Origin of the sequence: Microvirga sp. 3-52, assembly GCF_018383585.1 — a bacterium.
GTDB lineage: Bacteria > Pseudomonadota > Alphaproteobacteria > Rhizobiales > Beijerinckiaceae > Microvirga.
The window spans coordinates 119,347-145,571 of record NZ_JAHAMK010000005.1 but is presented as its reverse complement, the minus strand read 5'-3'; the positions used below and the strand labels follow the sequence as shown (position 1 = coordinate 145,571).

25 protein-coding genes and 1 riboswitch are annotated in these 26,225 nt (G+C 65.1%); of the genes, 8 read left to right on the top strand and 17 right to left on the bottom strand.

The features are described from left to right. Nucleotides 1-101: 101 nt before the first annotated feature. Nucleotides 102-428, top strand: coding sequence for a DUF1127 domain-containing protein (locus KHP60_RS06400; protein ID WP_213562744.1), 327 nt, complete (start codon nt 102-104; stop codon nt 426-428). On the opposite strand, the gene KHP60_RS06395 is transcribed toward KHP60_RS06400, so the two are convergent. The 3 genes from KHP60_RS06395 to KHP60_RS06385 form a co-directional block, all read right to left on the bottom strand. Next, on the bottom strand, nt 425-1,159 hold the full coding sequence (locus tag KHP60_RS06395) for a DUF937 domain-containing protein (RefSeq protein WP_213562743.1): 735 nt from the start codon (nt 1,157-1,159) through the stop codon (nt 425-427). The genes KHP60_RS06400 and KHP60_RS06395 overlap by 4 nt on opposite strands. A 122-nt stretch (nt 1,160-1,281) precedes the next feature. After that, entirely contained in the window at nt 1,282-2,628 is a 1,347-nt protein-coding gene (locus tag KHP60_RS06390) for an MATE family efflux transporter (protein WP_249688561.1), read from the bottom strand. Between the two features lie 32 nt (nt 2,629-2,660). Next, nucleotides 2,661-4,511 (bottom strand): monovalent cation:proton antiporter-2 (CPA2) family protein, encoded by a 1,851-nt coding sequence (locus KHP60_RS06385; RefSeq protein WP_213562741.1) that lies wholly within the window; start codon nt 4,509-4,511, stop codon nt 2,661-2,663. 432 nt (nt 4,512-4,943) lie between these two features. On the opposite strand from KHP60_RS06385, the gene ispH reads away from it, so the two are divergent. Genes ispH through rnhA form a run of 3 tightly spaced genes read left to right on the top strand, consistent with a single transcriptional unit; the run spans nt 4,944 to nt 7,336 of the window. Beyond that, nucleotides 4,944-5,903, top strand: coding sequence for a 4-hydroxy-3-methylbut-2-enyl diphosphate reductase (ispH, locus tag KHP60_RS06380; protein WP_213562740.1), 960 nt, complete (start codon nt 4,944-4,946; stop codon nt 5,901-5,903). Between the two features lie 3 nt (nt 5,904-5,906). Further along, complete coding sequence (locus KHP60_RS06375) at nt 5,907-6,872, top strand: homoserine kinase (RefSeq protein WP_213562739.1); 966 nt, start codon at nt 5,907-5,909, stop codon at nt 6,870-6,872. Next, a complete protein-coding gene (gene rnhA / locus KHP60_RS06370) occupies nt 6,869-7,336 on the top strand; it encodes a ribonuclease HI (protein WP_213562738.1) in 468 nt (155 codons plus the stop codon). The genes KHP60_RS06375 and rnhA overlap by 4 nt, the downstream gene beginning before the upstream one ends. 144 nt (nt 7,337-7,480) lie before the next feature. Here rnhA and KHP60_RS06365 read toward each other — a convergent pair whose 3' ends face one another. Then, nucleotides 7,481-7,963 carry a peroxiredoxin gene (locus KHP60_RS06365; protein WP_213562737.1) on the bottom strand — a complete coding sequence of 161 codons (483 nt, stop codon included), beginning with the start codon at nt 7,961-7,963 and terminating at the stop codon, nt 7,481-7,483. A gap of 37 nt (nt 7,964-8,000) precedes the next feature. Continuing rightward, the gene (locus KHP60_RS06360; RefSeq protein WP_213562736.1) at nt 8,001-8,828 is read right to left on the bottom strand and encodes a protein-disulfide reductase DsbD domain-containing protein; all 828 of its coding nucleotides are present in this window, start codon (nt 8,826-8,828) and stop codon (nt 8,001-8,003) included. A 106-nt stretch (nt 8,829-8,934) separates the two neighbouring features. On the opposite strand from KHP60_RS06360, the gene KHP60_RS06355 reads away from it, so the two are divergent. Next, on the top strand, nt 8,935-9,546 hold the full coding sequence (locus tag KHP60_RS06355) for a YqgE/AlgH family protein (RefSeq protein ID WP_213562735.1): 612 nt from the start codon (nt 8,935-8,937) through the stop codon (nt 9,544-9,546). Nucleotides 9,547-9,558: 12 nt separating this feature from the next. Here KHP60_RS06355 and KHP60_RS06350 read toward each other — a convergent pair whose 3' ends face one another. The 11 genes from KHP60_RS06350 to coxB all read right to left on the bottom strand — a co-directional run bounded on the left by KHP60_RS06350 (nt 9,559) and on the right by coxB (nt 21,909). Then, nucleotides 9,559-12,438 (bottom strand): EAL domain-containing protein, encoded by a 2,880-nt coding sequence (locus KHP60_RS06350; RefSeq protein WP_213562734.1) that lies wholly within the window; start codon nt 12,436-12,438, stop codon nt 9,559-9,561. Between the two features lie 201 nt (nt 12,439-12,639). Continuing rightward, nucleotides 12,640-13,923, bottom strand: a complete 1,284-nt coding sequence (locus tag KHP60_RS06345; protein ID WP_213562733.1) for a pitrilysin family protein — start codon at nt 13,921-13,923, stop codon at nt 12,640-12,642. Continuing rightward, nucleotides 13,920-15,335, bottom strand: a complete 1,416-nt coding sequence (thrC, locus tag KHP60_RS06340) for a threonine synthase (RefSeq protein ID WP_213562732.1) — start codon at nt 15,333-15,335, stop codon at nt 13,920-13,922. The genes KHP60_RS06345 and thrC overlap by 4 nt, the downstream gene beginning before the upstream one ends. Nucleotides 15,336-15,408: 73 nt before the next feature. Next, a complete protein-coding gene (locus KHP60_RS06335) occupies nt 15,409-16,152 on the bottom strand; it encodes an SURF1 family protein (protein ID WP_213562731.1) in 744 nt (247 codons plus the stop codon). Next, the gene (locus KHP60_RS06330; RefSeq protein ID WP_213562730.1) at nt 16,149-16,520 is read right to left on the bottom strand and encodes a DUF983 domain-containing protein; all 372 of its coding nucleotides are present in this window, start codon (nt 16,518-16,520) and stop codon (nt 16,149-16,151) included. The genes KHP60_RS06335 and KHP60_RS06330 overlap by 4 nt, the downstream gene beginning before the upstream one ends. A 103-nt stretch (nt 16,521-16,623) precedes the next feature. Continuing rightward, nucleotides 16,624-17,481 carry a cytochrome c oxidase subunit 3 gene (locus tag KHP60_RS06325; RefSeq protein WP_213562729.1) on the bottom strand — a complete coding sequence of 286 codons (858 nt, stop codon included), beginning with the start codon at nt 17,479-17,481 and terminating at the stop codon, nt 16,624-16,626. A gap of 68 nt (nt 17,482-17,549) precedes the next feature. Beyond that, a complete protein-coding gene (locus KHP60_RS06320; RefSeq protein WP_213562728.1) occupies nt 17,550-18,140 on the bottom strand; it encodes a cytochrome c oxidase assembly protein in 591 nt (196 codons plus the stop codon). A 10-nt stretch (nt 18,141-18,150) separates the two neighbouring features. Next, complete coding sequence (locus KHP60_RS06315) at nt 18,151-18,312, bottom strand: hypothetical protein (RefSeq protein WP_213562727.1); 162 nt, start codon at nt 18,310-18,312, stop codon at nt 18,151-18,153. 4 nt (nt 18,313-18,316) lie between these two features. Next, nucleotides 18,317-19,273 (bottom strand): heme o synthase, encoded by a 957-nt coding sequence (locus KHP60_RS06310; RefSeq protein ID WP_213562726.1) that lies wholly within the window; start codon nt 19,271-19,273, stop codon nt 18,317-18,319. A 133-nt stretch (nt 19,274-19,406) separates the two neighbouring features. Continuing rightward, entirely contained in the window at nt 19,407-21,026 is a 1,620-nt protein-coding gene (ctaD, locus tag KHP60_RS06305; protein WP_213562725.1) for a cytochrome c oxidase subunit I, read from the bottom strand. Nucleotides 21,027-21,054: 28 nt separating this feature from the next. Beyond that, nucleotides 21,055-21,909, bottom strand: a complete 855-nt coding sequence (gene coxB / locus KHP60_RS06300; RefSeq protein ID WP_213562724.1) for a cytochrome c oxidase subunit II — start codon at nt 21,907-21,909, stop codon at nt 21,055-21,057. A 313-nt stretch (nt 21,910-22,222) separates the two neighbouring features. On the opposite strand from coxB, the gene KHP60_RS06295 reads away from it, so the two are divergent. Together KHP60_RS06295 and KHP60_RS06290 are read left to right on the top strand one after the other, a co-directional pair. Next, nucleotides 22,223-22,735: an invasion associated locus B family protein gene (locus KHP60_RS06295; protein ID WP_213562723.1), complete on the top strand. Its 513-nt coding sequence runs from the start codon at nt 22,223-22,225 to the stop codon at nt 22,733-22,735. A gap of 27 nt (nt 22,736-22,762) precedes the next feature. Then, a complete protein-coding gene (locus tag KHP60_RS06290) occupies nt 22,763-23,335 on the top strand; it encodes a hypothetical protein (protein ID WP_213562722.1) in 573 nt (190 codons plus the stop codon). Between the two features lie 2 nt (nt 23,336-23,337). On the opposite strand, the gene KHP60_RS06285 is transcribed toward KHP60_RS06290, so the two are convergent. Next, complete coding sequence (locus tag KHP60_RS06285) at nt 23,338-24,642, bottom strand: hemolysin family protein (RefSeq protein ID WP_213562721.1); 1,305 nt, start codon at nt 24,640-24,642, stop codon at nt 23,338-23,340. 170 nt (nt 24,643-24,812) lie between these two features. Further along, a riboswitch (glycine riboswitch) is annotated at nt 24,813-24,905 on the top strand. A 156-nt stretch (nt 24,906-25,061) separates the two neighbouring features. Here KHP60_RS06285 and gcvT point away from each other — a divergent pair. After that, nucleotides 25,062-26,210 carry a glycine cleavage system aminomethyltransferase GcvT gene (gene gcvT, locus KHP60_RS06280; protein ID WP_213562720.1) on the top strand — a complete coding sequence of 383 codons (1,149 nt, stop codon included), beginning with the start codon at nt 25,062-25,064 and terminating at the stop codon, nt 26,208-26,210. The last annotated feature ends 15 nt before the right edge of the window (nt 26,211-26,225 follow it).

The following is a 26,225-nucleotide window of genomic DNA, read 5'->3' as shown; positions in this document are numbered from 1 at the left end:
CATAGGCTGAAACACCCCTGAAACACCCCTGAGACAGAGCCGGTACGGTGTTTCAGCTGTTTTAGGCCGAAGGCCTTAACGTGAGAGCAAGGAGACCTCCGATGAACCGGTCTGCATTATCGTCGATGACCTTCTCAGGAATGGCCGCTCTGGGGCAGTTCGCCCGCGCGCTCACGAATCTCGTCAAGGCGCTGCAGCACCGCCGAGAGGTCAAACACCTCGCCGAATTCGACGACCGGATGCTGAAGGATATCGGGCTGACGCGCGGCGATGTGACGAGCGCGCTCGACGAACCGTTCACGCGCAATCCGTCATGGGTGCTGATTCGAAGCGCGGAGCGACATTCCCGCGCCGAAAGGCCCGATCACTCGGCGCGGTCGATCCGACCCGTCGTGCCGATGGTGACGCCGATCAAGCGCTGCGTCTAACGCTTCGACGGATCTGTCTTCCAGGCATCGCTGAAGATCGATTGGAGCGACGCGAGGTATTGCAGCTGCATCTCGCGTCCTTTCTCCATCATCTCGTCGAAGGACGCGGAGGAGGGAGGTTCCTCTTCCGGGGCTTTCGGCGGCGTTGCCTTGAGAACGCTTGCCATCATGTCCTCGAACGGATTGGCATGCTTCTTCTCAGGGTTCGTCGCGGTCATCCATCCGGCCCAGAGATCCGCCCAGGGATTGGCGATGCCCGGCTTCTCTTTCGCGTTGTCCTTGGAGGACGCGAAGGATTGAAGGGCCTGCGCATGAGCCGTCATCCATTGCGACATGCCGCCGGCCATGATGCCGGCGAGAATGGGCAGCAATTGCTGCATGGTCTCGGTGTTGATGCCCGCGTAATCGGCCGCCTGATGCGCCACGCGGCGGCTGACCTCGTCGGAGCCGAAGATCTGGTCCAGCAGCCGTCGTCCTTCCTGCTGCGCCTGCGGCGTGAAAGGGTTGCCCGCGGCCTGCCAGAAATTCTGATAGGCTCCGCTCATCATGGATTGGAAGAGGCGGGCAGGATCGCTGGACGTGGTGGCGTGCTGCAGCCCCATGGCGAAGGCCGGCATGAAGGCCGCCATGGTCTTCTGCGTCTGATCGCCTGAGAGGTTGAACTGCTGGGCGAGGGAGGCCAGGGCTGCACTGGCCTGGGCTTGGCGCATCAGGTCGAACCAGTTGAACATGGCAGCCTCCTCGAATTGAAACGCCTGCGGCCCGTCCTGGGCCGGCGCGTCGTTGGTGCGAACCGAAAGCCCGCATCGGCGAAAAACCGGATCCGCTTTTCAAGCCCGATGCGCCTGGAACGTCACACGGCTCGAACAGCTTGCCTCTCCAAACGCCGGATTGTCCAGAACGCAGTGATGACGGCCGCGATGCCGAACACCACGGATCCCGCGCCGATCCCCAGAAGGGCCCCTTTGGGGCCGCCCATCTGGGCGCCGAAATAGGCGAAGGGAATCATGCCCAGCGTGGCCCGTCCCCAGTTGAAGAAGGTGGAGAGCAGCGGATAGCCGAGGTTGTTGAACGAGGCGTTGGCCACGAAGACGAGGCTGACGAAGAACCAGATGAAGCCGCTGAGCTGGCAGAAGAACTGGACGATCTCGGCCGTTGCCGGCGGTGCATTGAAAGCTTGGGTGATCGGGACCCGCACGAGAAACAGGATCAGCCACATGCTGCCGACATAGGCCACCGTGAAGGTCAGTGCGTCCTTGAGCGTCTGCTTCATGCGGTCATAGCGCTGCGCGCCCCAGTTCTGCCCGAGCACAGGGCCGATGGCTCCGGCGAGCGCAAAGACGCCCGCGAAGGACACGGGCGTGACTCGATCGATGATCGCCGAGGCGGCAATCGCCTGATCGCCGAACTGCGCCATCACCCCCATGAAGAAGGCGTTGGCGACGGGAGCCGCGATGTTGGTGAGGATGGCTGGTATCGCAATGGAGAAGAACGACCGCGCATCACCGGCGATCGCTGTCCAGTTCGGCTTGACCAGAAGGCGATGAGCGCGCGTGAGATAAAGAAAGCTTACATAGACATAGGCGACGCGCGCGATGTTGATGGTCAGCGCCGCGCCGTTGGCCTTCAGGCCCAGCCCGAAGATGAGGATCGGATCGAGAACGACCGTGACGGCCGCCACGGACAGGCTGGCATACATGCTGCGCTTGGCATCGCCCGCAGCGCGCAGGACGGTGGAGAACGCCATGCCGATGGCCATGAGAACGTTCGTCGGCAGCGTGATCCAGAGGAAGCTCTTCGCGACCTCGTAGGCTTCGTCGCGTGCGCCCATCGTACCCAGGATCAACGGCAGCAGAGGCAGAATGATCAGGCTCACGAGGGCTGCGACCGCCGCCATGAGGATGCTGCATGAGGTCGCCAGGCGGCGCGCATCGTCGGGCCGGCGCGCGCCGAGAGAGCGCGAGACGAGCGCTCCGATGGGAATCATCAGGCCCACATTGATCGAGACCGTGAAGAACATCACCACCGTGGCGAGGCCGACGCCGGCCGTCAGGCTCGGTTCGTTCAGCCAGGAGATGTAGAGCAGCGAAACGAGATCGACGATGAAGATCGCAATGAGGCCGGCTGCTGCCGTTCCGGTCATGACGAGAACGTGGCGCATGGTCGAGCCGACCACGAAGCGTGGTGGCTCACTCGTCATCTCGGTTTTCTTCACCGAAGGCTCAGCATCCATCACGACACGCCTTCGCCGAGGATGTCTCGCGTCTCCGGGCTGAGGGCCCTGGCCCTGCCCGTTGGAACGGTGAGCGGTTCCGGGGCGATCTTGGCGCCGACCACCAGCTCGGCGCCTCCCATGGTGCCGACCTCCTTCTGCAGCACGAGGCGCGCGATATCGCGCTTGCGCACGTCGTTGGCTGCGGCGGCGGCCGCTTCCGGCTCTGTCCCGAGTTCCTCGAGCGCCGCCCGCCCGAAGACGATGGCGGATTCGAATACCTCCCGGATCTGATAATCCACATCCCGGTTCATGAGCTCGATGGCATGAATGCGATCGAAGGCGCGCACGAAGCTCCGGGCGTTCTGGAAGTTCTCATGAATGATCTCGATGATCTTCGTCATCGCTTCCTGATTGTCGATGCAGATGCAGATCATCTCGGCTTTCTCGGCGCCGGCCGCGCGCAGCACGTCGAGGCGGGTGCCGTCGCCGTAATAGACCTGGAGCCCGAAGCGTCCCGCATCGCGAATGCGCTCGACATCGTTGTCGATCACCGTCGCCTGAATGCCCTGCGCCAGCAGAACCTGATTCACGATCTGTCCGAAGCGGCCGAAACCGATCACGAGGACGCGGCTCTCAAGCTCGCTTTCGTGCCCGGGAAGTCCCTGCAGATCCGGATCTTCCTCGCTCCCGCGGCGGTTGGCGGTCATCTTCTCGACGAAGGTCGACAGGAGCGGTCCCAGCAGCATGGTGATGGCGGCGAGCGCCGTGACCGGCTGCGCCTCGGCAGGTGACATGAGGCCAAGCCCCATCGCAACGGGGAGAAGGACGAAGGCGAATTCACCCGCCGTGCACAGAAGCGTTCCCGAACGCAGGCCGTCACGCCAGCTGGCACCGAACAGCTTCGACAGGACGGTGATGAGGAGGGTCTTGCCGAGAATGACGGCGGGCGCGGCGATGGCGAGCAGCACCCATTGGTCGCGGACGAGGGCGAGATCGATCGACATGCCCACGCTCATGAAGAACAGGCCGAGCAGCATGCCGCGGAAGGGCTCGATATCTGCCTCCAGCTGGTGGCGGAAATTCGATTCCGCGAGCAGAAGTCCCGCGAGGAAAGCACCCATTGCCATGGAGAGGCCGACCTCCTGCATGAGCAGGGCGGCACCGAGCACCACGAGCAGCGCCGAGGCGGTCATGACCTCGCGGGCGCCGCTGCGGGCGAGGATGCGGAAGAAGGGGTTGAGCCCGTAACGGCCGATCAGCACGACGGCGGTGATGCCGAGGAGCGCTTCCCCGACCGCCAGGAGGCGATCCGTCAGGGACTCGTGCTCCGCGGCCGCCCCGGAGGCGAGAAGCGGCAGGATGGCGAGAAGCGGCACGACGGACAGATCCTGGAACAGCAGGATCGCGAAGGAACGCTGGCCGTACGGTGTCTGCAGGTCGTTCCGCTCGCCCAGCATCTGCAGGGCAATGGCCGTGGCCGAAAGGGCCACGGCAACGCCCGTGACGAAGGAGGCCTTGGGTGAGAAGCCGATGGCGTAGGCTGCCGCACCGAGGCAGAGGGTCGTCACGGCCATCTGGGCGAATCCCAGGCCGAAGATGTCGCCTTTCATCTCCAGGAGATGGGACAGCTTGAGCTCGAGGCCGATGATGAACAAGAGCAGCACCACGCCCAGTTCCGCGACCGTCGCGATGGTCTGCGGGTCCTCCACCAGGCTCAGGCCGGACGGGCCGATGGCGACGCCGGCGGCGAGATAGCCCAGGACGGCGCTCAGACCCAGGAGGCGGAAAATAGGCACGGCCACGACCGCCGCCCCGCAGAAGGTCAGGATGGGTGGAAGGAAGCTGACGTGAGAAGCGGTGGAGGCCATGAGCGATCAGGAGAAATGAAGGGCTGTTTCACCTTTCTAGGGATTCTTGTGGGCAAGAGCGAGTGTTTCTTGAGGGTACAATCCCGGCCCGTGCCTCATCGCACAGGTTCGAGAAGATGCACCCACGTCATCGCTGGGCTTGTCCCGGTGATCCCGATCCTGTGGAGCGCCGCGCTCATCGGATCGGGATGGCCGATGCCGGCCATGACGGGGAGAGTGTCATCCCCGGCGCACGAAGGGCGGGAAGGGGATCCACTCACACGCGCTATCCCATGGATTCTCTTCCTCTCCGCTGTTGCTTCCGTTGTGAATGGCAGGCGCTGTTCCGCCCTTTGCGGCAGGGAAGGGCGCTTATTCGCGGCGCCGCCCCGCCGCGAATAAGCGTCGCTCCCGCTTGACAGGAGGGGCCTCGTCTCGCCACATCGCCAGATCATGACGAAGCCCTCTCTCGACATTCTACTCTGTGCCCCGCGCGGCTTCTGCGCCGGGGTCGTCCGCGCCATCGATGCGGTCGAGAAGGCGCTCGCGATCCATGGGGCGCCGGTCTATGTGCGCCACGAGATCGTGCACAACAAATATGTCGTGGAAAACCTCAAGCGGAAGGGTGCGGTCTTCGTCCGGGAGCTCGACGAGGTGCCCGATACGCGGGCTCCGGTGATCTTCTCGGCCCACGGGGTCCCCAAGTCGGTCCCGGAGCAGGCAGCGGCCCGCAGTCTCTTCGGGATCGACGCCACCTGTCCCCTGGTGACCAAGGTGCACCGGGAGGCGCAGGTCCATCACAAGCGCGGCCGTCACATCATCCTGATCGGTCATGCGGGGCACCCGGAGGTGATCGGCACCATGGGGCAATTGCCTCAGGGAGCCGCCACCCTGGTCGAGACCGTGGACGACATCGCCCGGCTGCAGCCTACTGATCCGGACAATCTCGCCTTCGTCACCCAGACGACGCTCTCCGTGGACGATACCCAGGACATGGTGGATGCCCTGAAGGCGCGGTTCCCGTCCATCGTCGGACCGCACAAGGAAGACATCTGCTACGCCACCACGAACCGCCAGGGCGCGGTCAAGCGGGTGGCGCCCCAGGTCGATGCCATGATCGTGGTGGGCTCGCCGAATTCCTCCAATTCGCAGCGCCTGCGCGAGGTGGCCGAGCGGGAGGGCTGCCCCCTGGTCCGGCTGCTCCTGCGGGCCGAGGACATCGACTGGAGCCTGTTCGGCGACATCCGCAGCCTCGGCATCACGGCGGGCGCCTCCGCGCCCGAAATTCTGGTCGAGGAGATCATCGACGCCTTCGCGGAACGCTACGCGGTGTCGGTCGAGAGCGTGTCGACGGCGGATGAGAGCGTGTTCTTTCCTTTGCCTCGCGAGCTTCGTGAGCAGGCGGCGGAGTAAGCGGTGGCAGTCTATACGGAAGTCAGCGACGAGGAGCTGTCGGCTTTCCTCGATACCTACGACATCGGCACGGTGCTGTCCTACAAGGGCATCGCCGAGGGCGTGGAGAACACCAACTATTTCCTTCACACCACGAAGGGCTCGTACATCCTGACCCTCTACGAGAAGCGGGTGCGGGAGGACGATCTGCCGTTCTTCCTCGGCCTCATGCAGCACCTTGCGCTGAAAGGCCTGAACTGCCCGCTGCCGGTGAACAACCGCCGGGGCGAGCCTCTGGGCCGCGTGGCCGGGCGGCCCGCGGTCATCATCACCTTCCTGGAAGGCATCGCGGTGCGCCGTCCCACGGCGCAGCATTGCGGCGCGCTCGGCGCCGCGCTGGCGAAGCTGCATCTCGCCGGCCGCGACTTTTCCATGCAGCGGCCCAATGCGCTCTCGCTGGAAGCCTGGGCGCCGCTCTTCGCGCAGGCCGAGGCCCAGGCCGACACGGTGTCTACCGGCCTCGCCGAGCGGACGCGGCGTGAGCTTGCTCTTCTTGAAGAATCCTGGCCGCGCGGCCTGCCGACCGGCATCATCCATGCGGATCTGTTCACCGACAACGTCTTCTTCATCGGCTCCGAGGTTTCGGGGCTGATCGATTTCTACTTCGCCTGCACGGATGCATTCGCCTACGACGTCGCGATCTGCCTCAACGCCTGGTGCTTCGAAATCGACGCCTCGTTCAACCTGACCAAGGGCCGGGCGATGCTGGCGGGTTATCAATCGGTTCGCCGGCTCGAGCCGCAGGAAGTCGAGGCATTGCCGGTGCTCTGCCGGGGATCTGCCATGCGCTTCATGCTGACGCGGCTGGTGGATTGGCTTAACGTGCCGCCGGGCGCGCTGGTGAAGCCGAAGGACCCGCTCGAATACGACCGCAAGCTCAACTTCCACCGCCATGTGAAGCATGCGCGCGAATACGGACTCGACGCATGAGCACACCTGAGCGCGTGATGATCTACACGGACGGCGCCTGCTCGGGAAATCCCGGACCGGGCGGCTGGGCCGCGATCCTGTTCTTCAAGGGCAGCGAGAAGGAGGTCTCCGGCGGGGAGGCTCACACCACCAACAACCGCATGGAGATCCGCGCGGCCATCGAGGGCTTGAACGCTCTCAAGCGCTCCTGCGCGGTCGATCTGTTCACCGACTCGCAATATGTGCGCCAGGGCATCACGCAATGGATGCACAACTGGAAGCGGCGCGGCTGGCGCACCGCCGACAACAAGCCGGTGAAGAACGAGGATCTCTGGCGGGAGCTCGACGAAGCCGCGTCCCGGCACGACGTCGCCTGGCACTGGGTGAAGGGTCACGCGGACGACCCGACCAACATCCGCGTCGACGAACTGGCCGTTGCCGCCATGAAGCCGTTCAAGAAGCAGGGCCGAAGGGTCAGCGTCTGACCTTCGGGTCTCGCTCTCCCCCGTTATGGCCGGCCTTTTGCTGGCCATCCCGATGTGAGGAGCGCAACGCCTCACTAAATCGAGATCACCCGCACAAGGCCGGGGATGACGAAGGAGGTGGCTTTCCGCGGGGCCTCGAAAGGATCAGAGATCCTTCATGATGTTGTCGGCGCCGGAATGCTGCGCCTTGGAGGGGGCGTCCTCCACGTTGATCGCCTTCACGATGCCGTCGTCGACGACCATGGAATAGCGCTGTGAGCGCGTGCCGAGGCCGAAGCCCGAGCCGTCCATGGACAGGCCGATGGCCTTGGCGAAATCGGCGTTGCCGTCGGACAGAAAATCGATGCCTTCGGCGCCGGAGGCCTTGCTCCAGGCTTCCAGGACGAAGACGTCGTTGACCGAGGTCACCAAGATGGAATCCACGCCCTTGGCCTTGATCTCGTCCCTCTTCTGCACGTAGCCGGGCAGATGGTTGCGATGGCAGGTCGGGGTGAAGGCGCCGGGCACGGCGACGAGAACCACCTTGCGGCCCTTGAACAGATCGTCGGTCGTTTTGGCCACGGGCCCGTCCGGCGTCATGATGCGGAAGGTGACCTGGGGAAGGCGTTCTCCAACCTGGATGGGCATGGGCTAATCTCCGAACTGGGATCGACGATGTTTCTCCCTAGCGCGGTTGCCCGTTGCCGTCGAGGCTGACTTCCGTCTCGACGGACTTTCCTCCGGCCACCAGGGTCAGGCGCAGGGGAACCGGGCCCGCGGCATCCTTGGGCTTTTCCTCCACGATCACGGTAAAGCGGTTCGCGTCGTCGGGCAGGGAGGTCGAGAGGTACCAGTTCTCCGGTCCCTCGGCGAAGAGGGAGGGTTTCGCGCCCTCCGGAGCGCGGACCGTGACGGAAAGGGCGGGTTTGTCCTGGATCAGGGGCTCCACAGAGAGGACGGACAGATCGCCCCGTGCTCCCAGAGCCTGCGGGCGCGGCACCTTCGCCAGAGCGGCCTCGATGGCGCTGCGGCCGGGGCCATCCTCCGTCAGGTCCAGGGCCAGATCCGCTCGGGCCGGGATGCAGATGTCCTTGCAGACGCCGTATTCGGCCGAAAGGACGAGCTTCACCGGCTTGCCCTTGTCCTTCGCCTCGACCAGGACCGGCAGCACGACCTTCTTGCCGTAGACATAGGCCACGCCGGCGGCATCCATGTGCCGGTACGGGGCGGGAAAGCGGACCTCCGCGCCGGCCAGATTCTCGGACCGCGACCAGTCGAAACGGGGCGGCAGGCCGGAATCGCCGGGATTACGCCAATAGGTCTTGAAGCCCGGATCGAGGGTGATCTCGATCCCGGCAAGCCAGACATCGCCCTGCCGGCCGCCCGAGACCAGACGGGCCTGGGAGTGAAAACCCTGGGTGATCGCGGATGTCTTGGATGGCTGCGCGACAACTGCGGCAAAGGACAAAATCGAAAAAATTGCGACCGAAACGGTGCGGAGCATGAATGCCATGGAACTGACGCCTCCCTGACGCGCTTCCCTTATGCGTGTTATCTTCGGGTCCGCCATCCACGATCCTGTGATCGGACGGCAGGTCCGGCAAGGCAGAATTTGGAATATGGGCTCTCAGCTTCCTCCCTACGATACCGGATCCCCTTACCTGGACGGGCAGGTCCTCGTGGCCATGCCGGGCATGATGGACGAGCGTTTCGCGCGATCCGTCATCTATGTCTGCGCCCATTCGCCGGAAGGCGCGATGGGAATCGTCCTCAACCGGCCTGCCGCCAACCTGAACATGCCGGATCTGCTGGTGCAGCTCGAGATTCTTCCGGAACATGACCGGATCCGGCTACCGCAGAAGGTGGGCAGCATGCAGGTGCTGATGGGCGGACCCGTGGAGACGAGCCGAGGCTTCGTTCTCCACTCGCCGGACTTTCATCTCGCCCAATCGACCCTGCCCATCGACGACAGCATCTGCCTGACCGCGACCATCGACATCCTGCGCGCCATCGCCCGCGGTGACGGGCCGGAGAATGCGGTGCTGGCTTTGGGCTATGCCGGATGGGGCGCGGGACAGCTCGAGATGGAGCTTCAGGCCAATGGCTGGCTTAATTGCCCGGCCGACGCGGAGCTGATCTTCAACACCGCCGCCGACCTGCGCTACGAGATGGCCCTGCGCCGGATCGGGATCGAGCCGGCCATGCTGTCCATGGAAACCGGTCACGCCTAAGACGGTGATCGCTCAAGCCGCGGCAGGGGCCGCGCCGACGAGCTGGCGGGCCTGCAGCGTCGACATCGGCTCTCCGAAGACGGGTCCCTGCGCATATTCGCAGCCGAGCTGGTAGAGCTCGATGGCATCGGACTCGCTCTCCGCTCCCTCCGCGACGATCGCCATGCCGAGCTCATGCGCCATCTTGACGATGGAGCGCAGGATGACGGGCTTGCCGGAGGCCATCAGGCGCACGAAGGATTCGTCCACCTTGATCGTGTCGAACGGGAAGCGCTGCAGGTAGGAGAGGGCGGAATAGCCCGTTCCGAAATCGTCGAGCGAGAGGCCTGCCCCGAGGTCGCGCAGGCGCGTGAGCATCTGGGCCGAGTATTCCGGGTTCTCCATCACGAGGCTCTCGGTCATCTCGATCTTGAGAGTGCCGGGAATGACACCCGTGCGGGCGATGACCGTCTTCACGTCCTGCAGCAGGTCGTGGCGCAGCAGGTGATGGCTCGACATGTTGACGCTGGCGAAGATCGGCGGCTCCACCTCGAGCGCATTCTGCCAGGCAGCCAGTTCGCGGCTGGTCTGCTCCAGCAGGAAGACGCTCAACTTGATGATGAGGCCGGTTTCCTCGGCAATCGACATGAAGTCTTCGGGCCCGATACGGCCGAGGCGCGGGTGATCCCAGCGCAGCATCGATTCGAAGCCCGCGATGGTCCGGTCTTCCAGGCGCACGATGGGCTTGAACAGCACCTTCATCTCGTTGCGGTCGAGAGCGTGGCGCAGGTCGGTTTCCATCGTGAAATGGTCGCTGCGGTCGGAGCGCATGGTGGGCCGGAAGACCTCGATCCGGTCGCCGCCGTGGCGTCGTGCATGAGCCATGGCGATCTCCGCGTTCCGCAGCACCTCCTCGCGCCGCGCGGCGATCTGCGGATCGTACAGGGCGATGCCGATGGAGGCGGTGAGGAAGATCTCGCGCTCCGCATAGGTGAAGGGCGTCGTCACGACGCGCCGCACCATGTCGGCGAAGGAGATGATGCGATCCGGTTCGCGCTCGGACAGCAGGATGATCGCGAATTCGTCGCCCGAGATGCGCGCCAGGGTGTCCTGCGGCTTGAGCAGCCGGCTCAAGCGGCGGGACAGGGTGAGCAGCACTGAGTCGCCGGCGGCGTAGCCTGCCGAGGCATTCGCATCCTTCAGCTTGTCGAGGTCGATGACGAGAACGGTGGGACGCAGCGAATCGTCCTGGCTGGCGAAGGTGAGGGCCGCCTCCAACCGGTCGTAGAAGAGCTGCCGGTTCGGCAGGCTCGTCAGGTTGTCGTGCACCGCGTCGTACAGCAGGCGCTCCTCGGCGGTCTTGCTGTCCATGACGTCGGCCAATGTGCCGACGATGCGCAGCACCTCGCCGTCGGAGCCGATCACCGGGCGGGCCTTGAGGCGGAACCAATTGTGGGCGCCCGAGGCCGAACGCAGGCGGAAATCCTGGGTCAGGCGGCCCCGGCGATGCTCGATCACCGCATCGAGGGCAAGCCGGTAGCGGTCCTTGTCGAAGGGATGGATCAGGTCGAGCCAGGCGGACGCGGGACCTTCAAGCGAGCCGCGCTTGAGCCCGAGCTGATGCTCGACCTCCGGACTGACGAAGATGTTGTCGGCGACCACGTCCCAGTCGAACACGATGTCGCCGGCACCGGTCAGGGCCAGCGCCCGGCGTTCCGTGTCGTTCATGAAGCCGCGGGTGAACGAGCCGCCTGCGAAGGCGTGCTGCATCACCGTGAAGCCGATCAGCATGACCACCAGAACGAGGCCTCCCACGAGGGCCGGGGGCACGAGATCGGACGAGAGCTGACCTACGACCGTGAAGCTCGCCGCCGCCACCCAGGCCACCAGAAGGAGCCAGGTCGGAACGAGCATCACCGCGCGATCATAGCCGTGTGTCGCCAGATGGATCACGAGGACGAAGCCGATGCCGGCAACGGCCGCAATGGACATCCGGGCCACGCCCGAGGCCACCGGCGGGTCGACGATGGCGAGCGCCACCATGGCTCCGAGGAACAGGAGCCAGAAGGCGGTCACATGGCTGTAGCGCACATGCCAGCGGTTGAGATTGAGATACGCGAAAAGGAAGACGAGGAGCGTCGCCGACAGCACCGCCTCCGCGCCGGCGCGGTAGATCTGCTCCGTTGCCTCGCTGATCGGGAAGATGCGCTGGAAGAAACCGAAATCGATGCAGGCATAAGCCAGCACCGCCCAGGCCAGAGCCGCCGCCGCCGGGAAGATCAGGGCGCCCTTCACCACGAACACGATGGTGAGGAACAGGGCCAGCAGGCCTGCGATGCCGATGATGATGCCCTTGTAGAGCGTCAGCCCGTTGATGCGGTCCTTGTAGGCATCCGCGTCCCAGAGATGGAGCTGGGGCAGGTTGTTGGAGCGCAGCTCCGCCACGAAGGTGACGGTCGTGCCGGGATCGAGCGTGATGAGGAAGATGTCCGCATCCTCGCTGTCGTCGCGGTCCGGCCTGATGCCCTGGCTGGCGGTGATCGCCGCAATGCGGGTCGCGCCGAGATCGGGCCAGAGAACGCCGGAGCCGGTGAGGCGAAAATGCGGCGCAACCAGGAGGCGGTCCACCTGCTCGTCGGTATCGTTGGTGAGCGCGAAGACGATCCAGTCGGGCCGTGTGCCGGCCTCTCGCGCCTTCACGGCGATGCGGCGGACGATGCCGTCGCGCCCCGGCGCCGTCGAAATCCTGATCTCGTCCCCGTCCGAGTTGTAGCGCTCGATGGCCGGAGTGAGATCGATGGCCTTCATCTTGGGGTCGACGCGAACGGATTCCACCGCCCAGCCGGACGATGGAAAGGCCAGTCCCAGGAATGCCGCCAAAAGAAGGGTTATGGCGAAAGATACGATCCGCAATGCTTCGGTCTTTCGTCCGGTACTAAAACAGTGGAACAGGATTGGTACCGGTCAGGAGCCTTGAGAGCAAGCTGGAGCCGGGGAGGCTCCCCACTTGTCCGCAGGACTCGTTTGTTATCGTTACTATGTGGCCATGAGACCAGTTTGCGGCGGGATTGAGGAGAATCAGCCGTGACCAAAGGGAAGACGTGGCGGAAAAATTCAGCCCCGCAGCCCTGACGCGATCCCGTCCAGTGACGGCAGCTCCTTGATCGGACCGATGGCTGCCAGCGTCGGCGCACCTTGCAGCAGGTGACGTCCGGCCTCGCGCACATGCTCCACCTCAAGGGCATCGACCTGCCGGACGATCTCCTCGCTCGCCACCACGCGTCCCCAGGACAGGAGCTGGCGGGCGATGCGCTCGATCCGGCCCCCGGGCGTCTCGAGGGCCGTGAGGAGGGCCACCTTCATCTGCGCCTTGGCGCGGATCAGCTCGATCTCGCTGATGTCGCGGGTCGCCTGAGCCATGCAGGCGAGCGTCACGTCCATCAGCTCGCGCACGTCCGAGCCCGCCGTTCCGGCGCCGATGCCGAAGAGGCCGCAATCGGAGAAGGGCCAGTGGAAGGAATCGATGGAATAGGCGAGGCCCCGGGTCTCGCGCACCTCGTGCCAGAGGCGCGACGTCAGCCCGCCGCCGAGCATGTGGGCGAAGAGATGGACGGCGTAATAGCCGGGATCCTTGAACGAGAGGCCGGGCAGTCCGAGCACCAGATTGGCCTGTTCGAGCTTGCGGGAGATCCGCCGCTCGCCGCCCCTATAGCGTCCCGGTTCCGGCTGCTGCGGGGCAGCGGACGGCATGCCGCCGAAGAGGCGTTCGGCCATGTCGACGATCCGGCCGTGGTCCACATCGCCTGCGGCGGCCAGCACCATCTTGCCCGGCGTGTATTCCCGCGCCAGGAAGGTGCGGATCGTCGCCTCGTCGAAGCTTTTGATGGTGTCCGGCGTACCGAGGATCGGGCGTCCGACGGCCTGGCCCGAGAAGGCGGTTTCCATGAAGGCGTCGTAGATCAGGTCGTCGGGCGTGTCCTCGACGGCGGCGTATTCCTGCAGGATCACGCCCTTTTCGCGGGCGAGCTCCCCGGGATCGAAGGCGGAATTGATGAGGATGTCGCCGAGCACGTCGAGAGCGACATCCACGTTCTCGCCGAGGACGCGGGCGGTGTAGCTCGTGTATTCGACGCTCGTCGCGGCGTTGATGTCGCCGCCTACATTCTCGATGTCCTCGGCGATCTGGCGCGCGGAGCGGCGGGCCGTGCCCTTGAACGCCATGTGCTCGATGAGATGCGACAGGCCGTGTTCATGGGGACGCTCGTGCCGTGAGCCGGTGCCGACCCAGACGCCGAGCGTCGCGGTGGCGATCTCGGGCATGCGTTCGGTCGCCACCATCAGGCCGTTGGACAGAGTGGTGATGTCGACCCGCTTCTCGCGGACGAAGTGCTGGTTCATGCGGCTGCGCCTTTGACCGCCCGCGCGCGCTCGCGGATGAAGCGCTCGACCGCAGCCTGGTCGTTGGGAAGAACCGTGAAGCTCTCCTTGCGCTCCATCAGATCAGCCATGTGCGGCGGAAGTGCGGGGCGAACGCCGGTCGCACGCTCGACCGCATCGGGGAACTTGGCCGGATGGGCGGTGGAAAGTGCCACCACGGGAGTTTCGGGATTCTCCTTGAACAGGGCGCGGCCGGCGCGGGTGCCGACGGCGCTGTGCGGATCGAGCACATAGCCGGTCGTGCGGTACGTCTCCGCCATCTCCGCAAGGACGTTGTCCTCGTTCACGGCCCGGGCCGTGAACTCCTCGCGGATGAGCGACAGCGGCTGTGCGTCGATCATGAAGGCGCGCGACTGATTGAGGCTTGCCATCAGGCGCCTGATCGCCTCGCCGTCGCGGCCATAGGCCTCGAACAGCAGGCGCTCGAAATTGGACGAGATCTGGATGTCCATGGACGGCGAGGTCGTGGGCTGCACGCCCTTGATCTCATAGGAGCCGGAGCCCAGCGTGCGGGTCAGGATGTCGTTGGCATTGGTGCCGATCATCAGCCGCTCGATGGGGAGGCCCATACGCTTGGCGACCCAGCCGGCGAGGATGTCGCCGAAATTGCCGGTGGGCACCGAGAAGGAGACCGGCCGGCGAGGGGAGCCGAGCGCGACGGCGGCGGTGAAGTAATAGACCGCCTGCGCGGCGACGCGGGCCCAGTTGATGGAGTTCACGCCGGAGAGCTGCAGCTCATCGCGGAAGCGGGCATGGTTGAACATGCCCTTCACCATATTCTGGCAATCGTCGAAGGTGCCCTCGACGGCGAGCGCGTGGACGTTGGGCGAGGCCAATGTGGTCATCTGCCGGCGCTGCACGTCCGAGACGCGGCCATGGGGGTAGAGGATGAAGATATCGACCTGATCCAGGCCCTTGAAGGCCTCGACCGCGGCGCTGCCGGTATCGCCCGAGGTCGCGCCGACGATGGTGGCCCGCGCTCCGCGGGCCTTGAGCACGTGATCCATGAGGCGGCCCAGAAGCTGCATCGCCACGTCCTTGAAGGCGAGCGTGGGGCCGTGGAACAGCTCGAGCACGAAGAGATTGTCGCCGATCTGGGTCAGCGGGCAGACGGCCGCGTGCCGGAACGAGGCATAGGACTCGTCGATCATGCGTCCGAGCGTGTCCTCCGGGATGTCGCCGTCGACCAGCGGGCCCAGCACGGCCTTCGCGACGTCCGCGTAGGGCCTGCCGGCAAAGCCCCGGATCGTCTCCTGGGCCAGGGCCGGCCAGCTTTCCGGCAGGTAGAGGCCGCCGTCCCGGGCAAGGCCGGTCAGCAGGGCATCGGCGAAACCGAGTGCCGGGGCTTCCCCCCGGGTCGAGACATGGAGCACGGTGGATCTCCTGGAAATTCGGCCGGACATTATGGTCCCGGGCCGGCTGCGGCAAGCCGCTTCTGGTGCGGCATCAACCCTTGATGCGCTTCCAGGCGAAGGCGGCAAAGACGCCGATCAGGGTCAGCGCGATGCCGAACCAGGTGACCGCGTATTGCAGATGGTTGTTCGGCAGGGTGAGCGGGGTCTGGCCGCCCCGCGGCCACCCGCCCGGGTTGGGGCTGGCATCCGCGTCGATCAGGAAGGGCGCGACACGCTCGAGACCGTGGGCCGCTGCAATCGCCTGAGGGTCGCGGGCGAACCACTGGTTCCGGGCGGGATCATCGTTGGGCGTGAAGGAATTGCGGACCTCGGGCGCACGCACGAGGCCGGCGATCGTCACCTCGCCCTGAGGCTGGCTCTCCGGGCGGCGGGCCGGGTCGCGCAGATCCGTGGGCACGAAACCCCGGTTGACCATCACGACGGCGCCGCTGGCGAGCTTGAGGGGCGTGATCAGGTAATAGCCCTGGAGGGGCGCACCTTGGCGCTCGCCGGGGGCGAGGCCGTAAACCGGGGCCTCGAAGGAATGCAGGAAGGAGCCCGTCACCCGTACCTTGCGGAACTCGTCCTGGTCGGCGCGCCAGGAGGCCCATTCCGGTTCCGGCAAGATGGCCCCGGGCTCGCCATAGGCCCGGGCCCCGATCTGCGCGATCAGGTCTTCCTTCCAGGCCTTGCGCTGGAGCTGCCAGGTGCCGAGGCCGATCAGGATGGCGAGCGCAACAAGCGTCGCCAAGCCGGGAAGGATCAGCGAACGGCCTTCGCGGGTCGAGGTGCTCACTTCTGAAAGCGCCCTTCCTCGGCCTTATGGAGATATTGGCTCGCCACCAACATCCCTTTGGCCGGGCGTATCGGTGGGATGCAGGTCAGTAACAGGAACGGCAGCGTCGTGACCAGATGCACCCAAAGAGGAGGCTCGAAGGTGAGTTCGACCCACACGCCGAAGGCCGCTGCCGGAATGCCCATGATAATCATCACGAAGAAGGCCGGACCATCGGCCGGGTCGGCGAAGGAGAAATCAAGCCCGCAGACCTCGCAACTCGGAGCGAGCGTGAGAAAGCCGTTGAACAGACGTCCCTTGCCGCATCGGGGGCATCGGCATCTCAGGCCGGCGAGAAGAGGGGAAGACGTGTTCTGGACTTGAGCCACGATGATTCTCCGCGAAGAAGCCCCTCTCACATGGGAAGGGAGGGCCAAAAAGCGAAGGGCGGCTTCGAGAGCCGCCCTTGCTGAGTTTGTCTTACCGAGCGGCTTAGTGGCCGGCTGCGTGTCCGCCGAAGCCCCAGACGTAGATGGCGGCGAAGAGAAAGAGCCACACCACGTCGACGAAATGCCAGTACCAGGCCGCGAACTCGAAGCCGAGGTGCTGCTTGGGCGTAAAGTCGCCGCGATAGGCGCGCAGCAGGCAGACGGCCAGAAAGATCGTGCCGATGATCACGTGCGCGCCGTGGAAGCCCGTCGCCATGAAGAAAGTGGCGCCGTAGATGTTGCCGGCGAAGCCGAAGGTGGCGTGGCTGTACTCGTAGGCCTGAACGCAGGTGAAGATCATGCCCAGGATCACCGTGAGCCACAGGCCCGCCTTGAGCCCCTGACGGTCGTTCTCCAGCAGCGCGTGGTGCGCCCAGGTGACGGTGGTGCCGGAGGTGAGCAGGATCAGGGTGTTGAGGAGCGGCAGGTGCCACGGATCGAAGGTCTCGATGCCCTTGGGCGGCCAGACACCGCCGAGAGCCTCGACACGGGCATAGAGCTGCGGGTCGCCGGCATAGAGAGCGGCGTCGAAATAGGCCCAGAACCAGGCGGCGAAGAACATCACCTCGGAGGCGATGAACATGATCATGCCGTAGCGGTGGTGAAGCTGGACCACGCGGGTGTGGTAGCCGCTGTTGGCCTCGCGCACCACGTCGGTCCACCAGCTGAGCATGGTGTAGAGCACGCCGATGATGCCTGCGCCGAAGATGAAGGGACCGAGATGCATCCCGGCGATGGCGATGTCCTTCCACCAGGTCACGAACCCGGATGCCATCAGGAAGGCGCTGACCGCGCCGATGAGCGGCCACGGGCTCGGTTCAAGAATGTGGTAGTCGTGGTTCTTGGCGTGGGCCTCGGCCATTTCGTGTCGTCTCCGTGCCTCGAAAGTGAACTCGCTTTAAGACGTTTCCGCCCAGCTTGTCACGTCCCTTATTGCGCAATGGGTTTGGTGGATGATGTCACCTCCGCCACCGGCTTGCCCCCCTTGGAGGGGAAGTAGGTGTAGGAGAGGGTGAGGGAGGTCAGGTCCTTCACGTCGGCATCCTGCACGAGGCGGGGATCGACGTAGAACACGACCGCTGATTCCAGGGTCTCGCCCGCCTGCAGGGTCTGCTCCGTGAAGCAGAAGCATTCGAGCTTGGAGAAATAGGTGCCGACGAGATCCGGCTGCACGTTGTAGGTGGCGATGCCCGTGCTCGCCTTGTCGCCGATGTTGGTGACCTTGTAGGTGACCGTCGTGGTTTCGCCGAGCTTGACCTTGACCTCCGGCTTCTCCGGCGCGAAGCGCCAGTTCAGGCCGGGCGCGACATTGGAGTCGAAGCGCACGGCGATCGTCCGGTCCATGACCACCGAGCCATTGGCATCGCGGATGATCGGGGTGCCGCCGAAGCCGGTGACCTTGCAGAAGAGATCGTAGAGCGGCACGGAAGCGTAGGCGAGGCCGACCATTCCCACGGCGATGCCGACGCAGGCGAAGGCCGTGCGGTGCATCTTGCGTTGAAGGTTGGAGGTTTCCGTCATCGGTTCAATCTCACAGAGGCCGCTGCATGACGCCCGGCCCAAGCTTCGCGATCGTGACCACGTAGAAAATCAGCACGAGGGCACCGAGAATGAGCGCCAGAGCAAGCGAACGCTTGCGACGGCGCTTCTGTTCCGCGGGGGTCAGGCCGTGGGGAGCTTTGTTGCCGACCATCCGATCACCCGAAAACCGGCCGGAAGAAGCCGAAGCCATGCTCCGCGAGAAGGGTCGCGAAGAGCAGGAAGAGATAGAGGATCGAGAAGCCGAAGAGCTGCTGGGCCACGCGCATGGCGGGCTCGCCCTGGCGAAGGCGGTAGACCTGCACGGCGAGCGCCAGCATGGCGAGGCCCCCGATCAGCGCGATGATCGCGTAGGCCAGCCCGCCGAAGCCGAGAGCCACCGGAGCCAGGCCGAGCGGGGCCAGGAGAACAGTGTAGGCCAGGATCTGGAAGCGCGTGGAGTCGGGTCCGGCGACGTTCGGCATCATCGGAACGCCGGCGCGCTCGTAATCGCCCGACTTCACCAGGGCCAGGGCCCAGAAGTGGGGCGGGGTCCACATGAAGATGATGGCGAACAGCACGACGCTGTCCCACGCGATATGACCGGTGACGGCGGCCTGCGCCACGACCGGGGGGAGGGCGCCCGCCGCACCGCCGATGACGATGTTCTGCGGCGTCGAGCGCTTCAGCCACATGGAATAGACGACCACGTAGAAGAAGATCGTGAAGGCGAGCAGTCCGGCCGCGAGCCAATTGCTGGCGAGTCCCAGGATGATCACCGACCCGACAGCGAGCGTCATGCCGAAAGCCAGAGCCTCGCCCGGCTGGATCTTCCCGGCCGGAATCGGGCGCTTGCGGGTGCGGACCATGACGGCGTCGATATCCGCATCCCACCACATGTTCAGGCAACCGGACGCGCCGCCGCCGACGGCGATCATCAGCAGCGATACGAAAGCCACGACCGGATGAACGTCCGGATGACTCACGACCATGCCGACGAGCGCCGTGAACACGACGAGAAACATCACACGCGGCTTGAGAAGGGCGAAGAAGTCGGACACGTCACCCTGCGAGAGGCCTGCCGTGGCAAGTTGCTCTGCTTGGTTATCGGTCAGACTGTTCGACATGGTGCTCATAGCTGATTGATCTTCCGAAATGCCGGGGCGAGGCCAAAAAGGCCTCCGGATTGTCGGCTCCTCGCCGGAAGGCTTGTCATTGCAAGCCCTCTGGAGAGGAGCGGGCGGCGCAGGGCCGCCCGGCTCGCTTGCGTTAGTGTCCGGTGTCGATGACGCGGGGCAGCGTCTCGAACTGGTGGTACGGAGGCGGAGAGGACAGGGTCCATTCCAGCGTCGTTGCACCTTCACCCCACGGATTGTCGGCAGCCCTCTCCTTGCGAACGAAGGCATAGACCACGCCGAACATGAAGATGAAGAGACCGGCGAAGAACACGTAGGCGCCGATCGAGGACACCATGTTCCAGCCCGCGAAGGCGTCCGGATAATCCGCATAGCGGCGGGGCATTCCGGAGAGGCCGAGGAAGTGCATCGGGAAGAACAGCACGTTGGAGCCGATGAAGGCGACCCAGAAGTGCAGCCGGCCGATCCAGTCCGGCATCACGTAGCCGGTGATCTTCGGGAACCAGTAGTACATGCCTGCGAAGATCACGAAGACCGCGCCGAGCGACAGCACGTAGTGGAAGTGGGCCACCACGTAGTAGGTGTCGTGCATGTAGCGGTCGACGGGAGCGTTCGCCAGCACAACGCCCGTGACGCCGCCGACCGTGAACAGGAAGATGAAGCCCACCGCCCAGTACATGGCCGCCGTGAAGCGGATGGAGCCGCCCCACATGGTGGCGATCCACGAGAAGATCTTCACGCCGGTCGGAACCGCGATCACCATCGTGGCGAACACGAAGTAGGCCTGGGTCTGGAGCGAGAGGCCCACGGTGTACATGTGGTGCGCCCACACGACGAAGCCGACCACGCCGATGGCCACCATGGCGTAGGCCATACCGAGATAGCCGAAGATCGGCTTCTTGGAGAAGGTGGAGATGATGTGCGACACGATGCCGAAGGCCGGCAGGATCATGATGTACACTTCGGGGTGGCCGAAGAACCAGAACAGGTGCTGGTAGAGCACCGGATCACCACCGCCCGACGGCTCGAAGAAGGTCGTGCCGAAGTTGCGATCGGTGAGCAGCATCGTGATCGCACCCGCGAGAACCGGCAGGGACAGGAGCAGCAGGAAAGCGGTCACCAGCATCGACCAGGCGAAGAGCGGCATCTTGTGCAGCGTCATGCCCGGAGCGCGCATGTTGAGGATCGTGGTGATGAAGTTGATCGCACCCAGGATCGAGGCGGCACCGGCAAGGTGCAGGGCCAGGATGCCGAAATCGAGCGCGGGACCGGGATGGCCCACGGTCGAGAGCGGCGGGTAGACCGTCCAGCCGCCGCCGAAGCCGAGCGAGCCCGGAGCGCCCTCGACGAAGAGCGAGCAGAGCATCAGGCAGAAGGCCGAAACGGTGAGCCAGTAGGAGATGTTGTTCATCCGCGGGAAGGCCATGTCCGGCGCCCCGATCATGATCGGGATGAACCAGTTGCCGAAGCCGCCGATGAGCGTGGGCATCACCATGAAGAACACCATGATGAGGCCGTGGCCGGTCACGAAGACGTTGAAGGCCTGCGGGTTCGAGAAGAACTGGAGGCCGGGCTCCTGGAGCTCCAGGCGCATGCCGATGGAGAGCAGGCCGCCGACGATGCCGGCCGTGAAGCCGAAGATGAGGTAGAGCGTTCCGATGTCCTTGTGGTTCGTGGAGTAGAACCACCGACGCCAGAAGCTCGGAAGGTGATCGTGGTGATCCGCGTGAGCGGCATCAGCTGCATGTGCCATGATGAGACCTCTGTGGTCCTTCTTACAATTACTGAGCGGTCGCGAACTTGAGCGGGGCAGAGCCCTCGGTCGAAGCATACTTCTGCTTCGCCTCGGTCAGCCAAGCGGCAAATTGCTGCTCGCTCACGACTCGGATTTCGATCGGCATGTAGGGATGGCCGTTGCCGCAGAGCTCCGAGCACTGGCCGTAATAGACGCCTTCCTTCTCGGCCTTGAACCAGGTTTCGTTCAGGCGGCCGGGAACCGCATCGACCTTGACGAAGAAGGACGGCAGGGCGAAGGCGTGGATCACGTCGGCGGAGGTCACCTGGACCCGCACGACCTTGCCGACCGGTACGACCATGGCGTTGTCGGCGCCCAGCAGACGCGGCTGGTCGGGCTTCAGGTCCTTGGCCTCGGTGATCATGTTCGAATCGAACTTGAATCCGCCCTGATCGGCCGGGTACTCGTAGCCCCAGTACCAGGAATAGCCCGTCGCCTTGACCACGAGATCGGCCTGCGGCGGCACGAGCTGCTGGCGCAGGAGGCGGAACGAGGGAATGGCAATCGCCACGAGGATCAGGACCGGAACGACGGTCCAGGCCACCTCGAGCAGGGTGTTGTGAGTGGTCTGTGAAGGAACCGGGTTCTTGCTCTCGTTGAAGCGGGCAACGATCACAAGGAGCAGGGCCAGCACGAAAAGGCAGATCGCGGCGATCAGCCAAACCAGGTAGGTGTGGAAGTTGGACACGCTCTGTCCCAACTCGGTCACCATCTCCTGCATGCCGGTTTCCCAGGGGGAGGGCCGGCCGGCTGCGGCCCATGCCTCACTTATGCCCAACACAAGTGCGACCGCTGCCGTGGAGAGGGCGGTCACCGATCGACGTCCAGTCTCGATCCGCATCGGCGTTCCAAAGCTCCTAAAGATGTGATGGCGCATGGCCATGAAAGCATCGGGGAAGGCGCGGGCGTGCGGAAGGCGGTGCCCGGCTTGCGCCATCACCTTTGATCTGCGTCAAAGATCACAGGACGCGCTCAAGCGCAACGGTAGAAGCGTTCCAAACTGTGCGTCATAACCGCCAAAAATCATTTCGGCCCTCCAAACGGGTCCTCTCGCTTGACATCGCGCCCCCTGCCATGGTCCCAACGGGCCAAAGATGGACCGAAGCGGCGGCCGGCCGCGACCCTTTCAGCAGGGTTAATGAATGGAGAAACCGATGGGCGGATCGCGGTGGGCTCGCCATTGTGCGGCGGCAATCCTGGGGCTGTCGGCCCTGTTCGGGGCCAGTGGCGCCGGCGCTCAGGGCATGGTGAAGAACACCTATGGGGAATGGCAGATGCGCTGCGAGACGCCAGCGGGCGCCACGGCCGAGCAATGCGCTCTCGTGCAGAACGTCGTCGCCGAGGACCGCCCCAACGTCACTCTCGTCATTATTGTGTTGAAAACCGCCGACGGCAAAAGCCGCCTCCTGCGCGTCGTCGCGCCTCTTGGTATTCTGCTGCCGTCAGGCTTGGGCCTCAAGATCGACCAGACGGATATCGGCCGGGCCGGCTTTGTGCGCTGCCTGGCCACGGGCTGCGTGGCCGAGGTCGTGATGGAGGACAACCTGATCAATCAGATGAAGACGGGTCAGGCGGCCACCTTCATCGTCTTCCAGACGCCTGAGGAAGGGATCGGCATTCCCGTGTCCCTGAACGGATTTGCGGCCGGGTTCGATGCCCTTCCGTAAGAGATGAACAAGAAGGTGGGGGCGATCATGAGAAATGGATTGGGCCGCAAGGCCGGATGGACGCTCGCCGTGCTCGGCCTCTCGGCCCTGACGGGCTGCGGCGCCCCGGGAGAGGGCGGCCTCGGCCTAGGCGACATGCTGCTCACCGCAGGTACGACCCAGGCGCCGGCCCAGTCGGCCGAGATCCGGGATGTCTACTGCCCGACCATCGAGGTCATCGACGGCGGCGCCGCGATCCAGGTCCGCGGTGGCGGAGAGAGCGGTGCCGTCCGCAGCCAGGTGGCCCTGGGCGAGGTGGCCCGCGAATGCATCGGCCAGCCGGATGGCTCGACCCTGGTCAAGGTCGGCGTCGAGGCGCAGGCGCTTGTGGGCGTCGGCGGATCGTCTGGGCGCTACGACGTGCCGATCCAGATCGTCGTGAAGGACGGCTCGACCGTCTTCGCCAACCGGTCCCGCCGCGTGGCGACTGCGATTCCGGCCGGCCAGTCCCGGACGACCGTGTCGGTGATTGAAGAGGGCATCGTGGTTCCCGCCGCCTATGCAAACAGCTTCGAGATCGAGGTCGGCCTCGGCGGCCGTGCGACGGGCCGGCGCGGCTAAGCTCAGTAGAGGGCGGCGGCGCCCGCTCTCTGGTTGAGGGGAGCGGCCAGGACCTTGTCGATCCGCCGCTCGTCCAGGTCGATCACCTCGAAGCGCCAGCCGAGGGTGTCCACATGCTCGCCCGTGTTGGGCAGATGCTGGAGCTCGCTGATCACCAGGCCCCCGACCGTGTGATAGCTGCGGGTCTCGGGCAGCGTGACGCCCAGGACCTCGGCCATCTCGTCGACCGGCATGGAGCCCGCGAGCAGCCATGAGCCGTCATCCCGCCGGATGGCGTCGGGCTCGGGAGCCTCGCCATCGGAGCGGAAGGCACCCACGATGGCTTCCAGGGCGTCGGCCGGGGTCACGACCCCTTCGAAATGCCCGTACTCGTCATGGACGATCGCCATCGGCACCTCCGCATCGCGCAGGGTGGCAAGCGCATCCAGGGCATAGAGCGTATCCGGAATGACGGGGGCCTGCTGCACGTGGCCGCGGATGTCCAAGGGCTGGCCCGACAGCATGGCCGCGAGAAGCTCCCGCGACTGGACCACGCCGATCACGTTGTCGGGCGTCCCCTCGCTGACGGGCAGGCGGGAATGCGGGGTCTCGATCAGCAATTCCCGGATCTCCGCCTCGTCGTCGCCGAGATCGATCCAGTCCACATCCGTGCGAGGGGTCATGAGTCCGCGCACCGTACGGTCTCCGAGGCGCAGCACGCCCGAGATCATGCGCCGCTCCTCCTCCTCGATCACGCCGGCGCTCTCGGCCTCGCCGACGAGCATCTTGATCTCCTCTTCCGTGACCGTCGACGAGTCGTCGGACTTGGCCCCCAGGAGGCTGAAGATCAGGCTGGTGGAGGCGTTGAGCAACCAGACGGCAGGGGCTGCGGCCTTCGAGAGTACCAGCATCATGGGCGCCATGGTGCAGGCGATGCCCTCCGGATTGCGCAGGGCGAGCTGCTTCGGCACCAGCTCGCCGATGACGATGGAGAGATAGGTGATGATGCCGATCACGATGCCGTAGCCGAGAGGCTCGGCCGCGCCCTCGGGCATGCCCTGGGCCAGCAGGATCTGGGTCAGCCGGTCGCCGAGCGCCGCGCCCGAGAAGGCGCCGGCCAGGATGCCCACGAGGGTGATGCCGATCTGGACCGTGGAAAGGAAGCGGCCCGAATCCTCCATGAGGGCCAGGGCCGTGGTGGCGCCCGAACGGCCCTGTTCGGCCATGGCCTTGAGGCGGGCCCGGCGGGCGGAGACGATGGCGAGTTCGGAAAGAGCAAAGACGCCGTTGAGGGCGACGAGAGCGAGAGCGATGATCAGTTCGAGCAACGATGCGTGGAGCTGCCGACCGGATCAGGCCGCATTCTCCCCTTCTGTGGACGAGGCGCTTAAGATGGAGCGTCCGGAGGCTGCCGTCAATTAATGCGGGGAGATATCCGGTGCGGCAGCCTGCTTTGTTGACAGGAGTGCATTTCCTCTTCAGAGCTTAAATCCAGCCGATGATCCCCGCGGAAGAGACCGGACCGAAAGCGTCCGGCGCCGAAGGCGCAACCGCCCCGGAAACGCTCAGGCCAAAGGACCGCGCGGGAGCTGGCACTCTGGAAAGCGGCGACGTTTCAAAGCGTCGCCCACCGACGGGCGTAACCTGCCGCAAAAGCGCCAGGGAAATCTCTCAGGTCTCGGGACAGAGGGGGCGCACAGCAACGGGCCGCAAGGCTCGATGGAACGCGCACCTTTGAGGGAACCCGATGGCCGAGCCAGCGCATAGCGACGAGCCGCTCCTGCAAACCCCGCTCCACGCGGAACATGTGGCCCTTAGTGCCCGCATGGTGCCCTTCGCCGGCTACGACATGCCGGTGCAGTACCCCACCGGCATCCTGACCGAGCACAACTGGACCCGCGAGCATGCGGGACTGTTCGACGTCTCCCATATGGGCCAGGCCTTCCTCGTCGCAGAGGACAAGAGCCACGAGACCGTGGCCCGGGCACTTGAGGTGCTGGTTCCCGCCGACGTCCTGAACCTGAAGCCCAACCAGCAGCGCTATTCGCAGCTTCTGGCGGATGACGGCGGCATTCTCGACGACCTCATGGTCACCCGCGTCGGCGCTCCCGGTCACGAAGGCTGGCTCTATCTGGTGGTGAACGCCTCCATGAAGGATGCCGATTACGCCCATATCCAGGCTCGCCTGCCTCAGGGCGTTTCCCTGAACCCGAAGGACAGCCTGGGGCTGATGGCGCTGCAGGGGCCTTCCGCCGAAGCCGTGCTGGCCAAGCTCGCGCCAGAGGCCGCCGCACTCCCGTTCATGATGTCCGCCGATGTGCAGATCGATGGCACCTGGTGCCACGTCTCCCGCTCTGGATACACCGGCGAGGACGGTTTCGAGATCTCCTGCCACGCCGCGGATGCGGCCAAGCTCTGGAATACGCTGCTTGTGGATCCGGAGGTGAAGGCCATCGGCCTCGGCGCGCGGGATTCGCTTCGGCTCGAAGCGGGCCTGTGCCTCTACGGCCATGACATCGACAGCACGACGTCGCCCATCGAGGCCGGCCTGATCTGGTCGATCCAGAAGCGCCGCCGCGAGGAGGGGGGCTTTCCCGGAGCCGAGCGCATCCAGCGTGAGATCAGGGACGGTGCTGCGCGTGTCCGCGTCGGCATCAAGCCCGAAGGCCGTGCTCCGGCCCGCGAGGGGACGATCATCACGACTCCGGATGGCCGCGAAGTCGGCATCGTGACGTCCGGCGGCTTCGGCCCCACGGTCAACGGCCCGGTCGCCATGGGCTATGTCGCGAAGGACGTGTCCACTGCCGGCACGGACCTGCATCTCATCGTTCGGGGCAAGCCGCTGCCGGCCAAGGTCGCGGCCATGCCGTTCGCACCCCATCGCTACAAGCGCTGACATTTCAAGAAGAGG

Bases quoted from the DNA above. Each gene is read 5' to 3' on its own strand.
- KHP60_RS06400 (WP_213562744.1), top strand. From the start codon at position 102: ATGAACCGGTCTGCATTATCGTCGATGACCTTCTCAGGAATGGCCGCT.
- KHP60_RS06395 (WP_213562743.1), bottom strand. From the start codon at position 1,159: ATGTTCAACTGGTTCGACCTGATGCGCCAAGCCCAGGCCAGTGCAGCC.
- KHP60_RS06390 (WP_249688561.1), bottom strand. From the start codon at position 2,628: ATGACGAGTGAGCCACCACGCTTCGTGGTCGGCTCGACCATGCGCCAC.
- KHP60_RS06385 (WP_213562741.1), bottom strand. From the start codon at position 4,511: ATGGCCTCCACCGCTTCTCACGTCAGCTTCCTTCCACCCATCCTGACC.
- ispH (WP_213562740.1), top strand. From the start codon at position 4,944: ATGACGAAGCCCTCTCTCGACATTCTACTCTGTGCCCCGCGCGGCTTC.
- rnhA (WP_213562738.1), top strand. From the start codon at position 6,869: ATGAGCACACCTGAGCGCGTGATGATCTACACGGACGGCGCCTGCTCG.
- KHP60_RS06365 (WP_213562737.1), bottom strand. From the start codon at position 7,963: ATGCCCATCCAGGTTGGAGAACGCCTTCCCCAGGTCACCTTCCGCATC.
- KHP60_RS06360 (WP_213562736.1), bottom strand. From the start codon at position 8,828: ATGGCATTCATGCTCCGCACCGTTTCGGTCGCAATTTTTTCGATTTTG.
- KHP60_RS06355 (WP_213562735.1), top strand. From the start codon at position 8,935: ATGGGCTCTCAGCTTCCTCCCTACGATACCGGATCCCCTTACCTGGAC.
- KHP60_RS06345 (WP_213562733.1), bottom strand. From the start codon at position 13,923: ATGAACCAGCACTTCGTCCGCGAGAAGCGGGTCGACATCACCACTCTG.
- KHP60_RS06325 (WP_213562729.1), bottom strand. From the start codon at position 17,481: ATGGCCGAGGCCCACGCCAAGAACCACGACTACCACATTCTTGAACCG.
- KHP60_RS06320 (WP_213562728.1), bottom strand. From the start codon at position 18,140: ATGACGGAAACCTCCAACCTTCAACGCAAGATGCACCGCACGGCCTTC.
- KHP60_RS06315 (WP_213562727.1), bottom strand. From the start codon at position 18,312: ATGGTCGGCAACAAAGCTCCCCACGGCCTGACCCCCGCGGAACAGAAG.
- KHP60_RS06310 (WP_213562726.1), bottom strand. From the start codon at position 19,273: ATGAGCACCATGTCGAACAGTCTGACCGATAACCAAGCAGAGCAACTT.
- ctaD (WP_213562725.1), bottom strand. From the start codon at position 21,026: ATGGCACATGCAGCTGATGCCGCTCACGCGGATCACCACGATCACCTT.
- coxB (WP_213562724.1), bottom strand. From the start codon at position 21,909: ATGCGGATCGAGACTGGACGTCGATCGGTGACCGCCCTCTCCACGGCA.
- KHP60_RS06295 (WP_213562723.1), top strand. From the start codon at position 22,223: ATGGGCGGATCGCGGTGGGCTCGCCATTGTGCGGCGGCAATCCTGGGG.
- KHP60_RS06290 (WP_213562722.1), top strand. From the start codon at position 22,763: ATGAGAAATGGATTGGGCCGCAAGGCCGGATGGACGCTCGCCGTGCTC.
- gcvT (WP_213562720.1), top strand. From the start codon at position 25,062: ATGGCCGAGCCAGCGCATAGCGACGAGCCGCTCCTGCAAACCCCGCTC.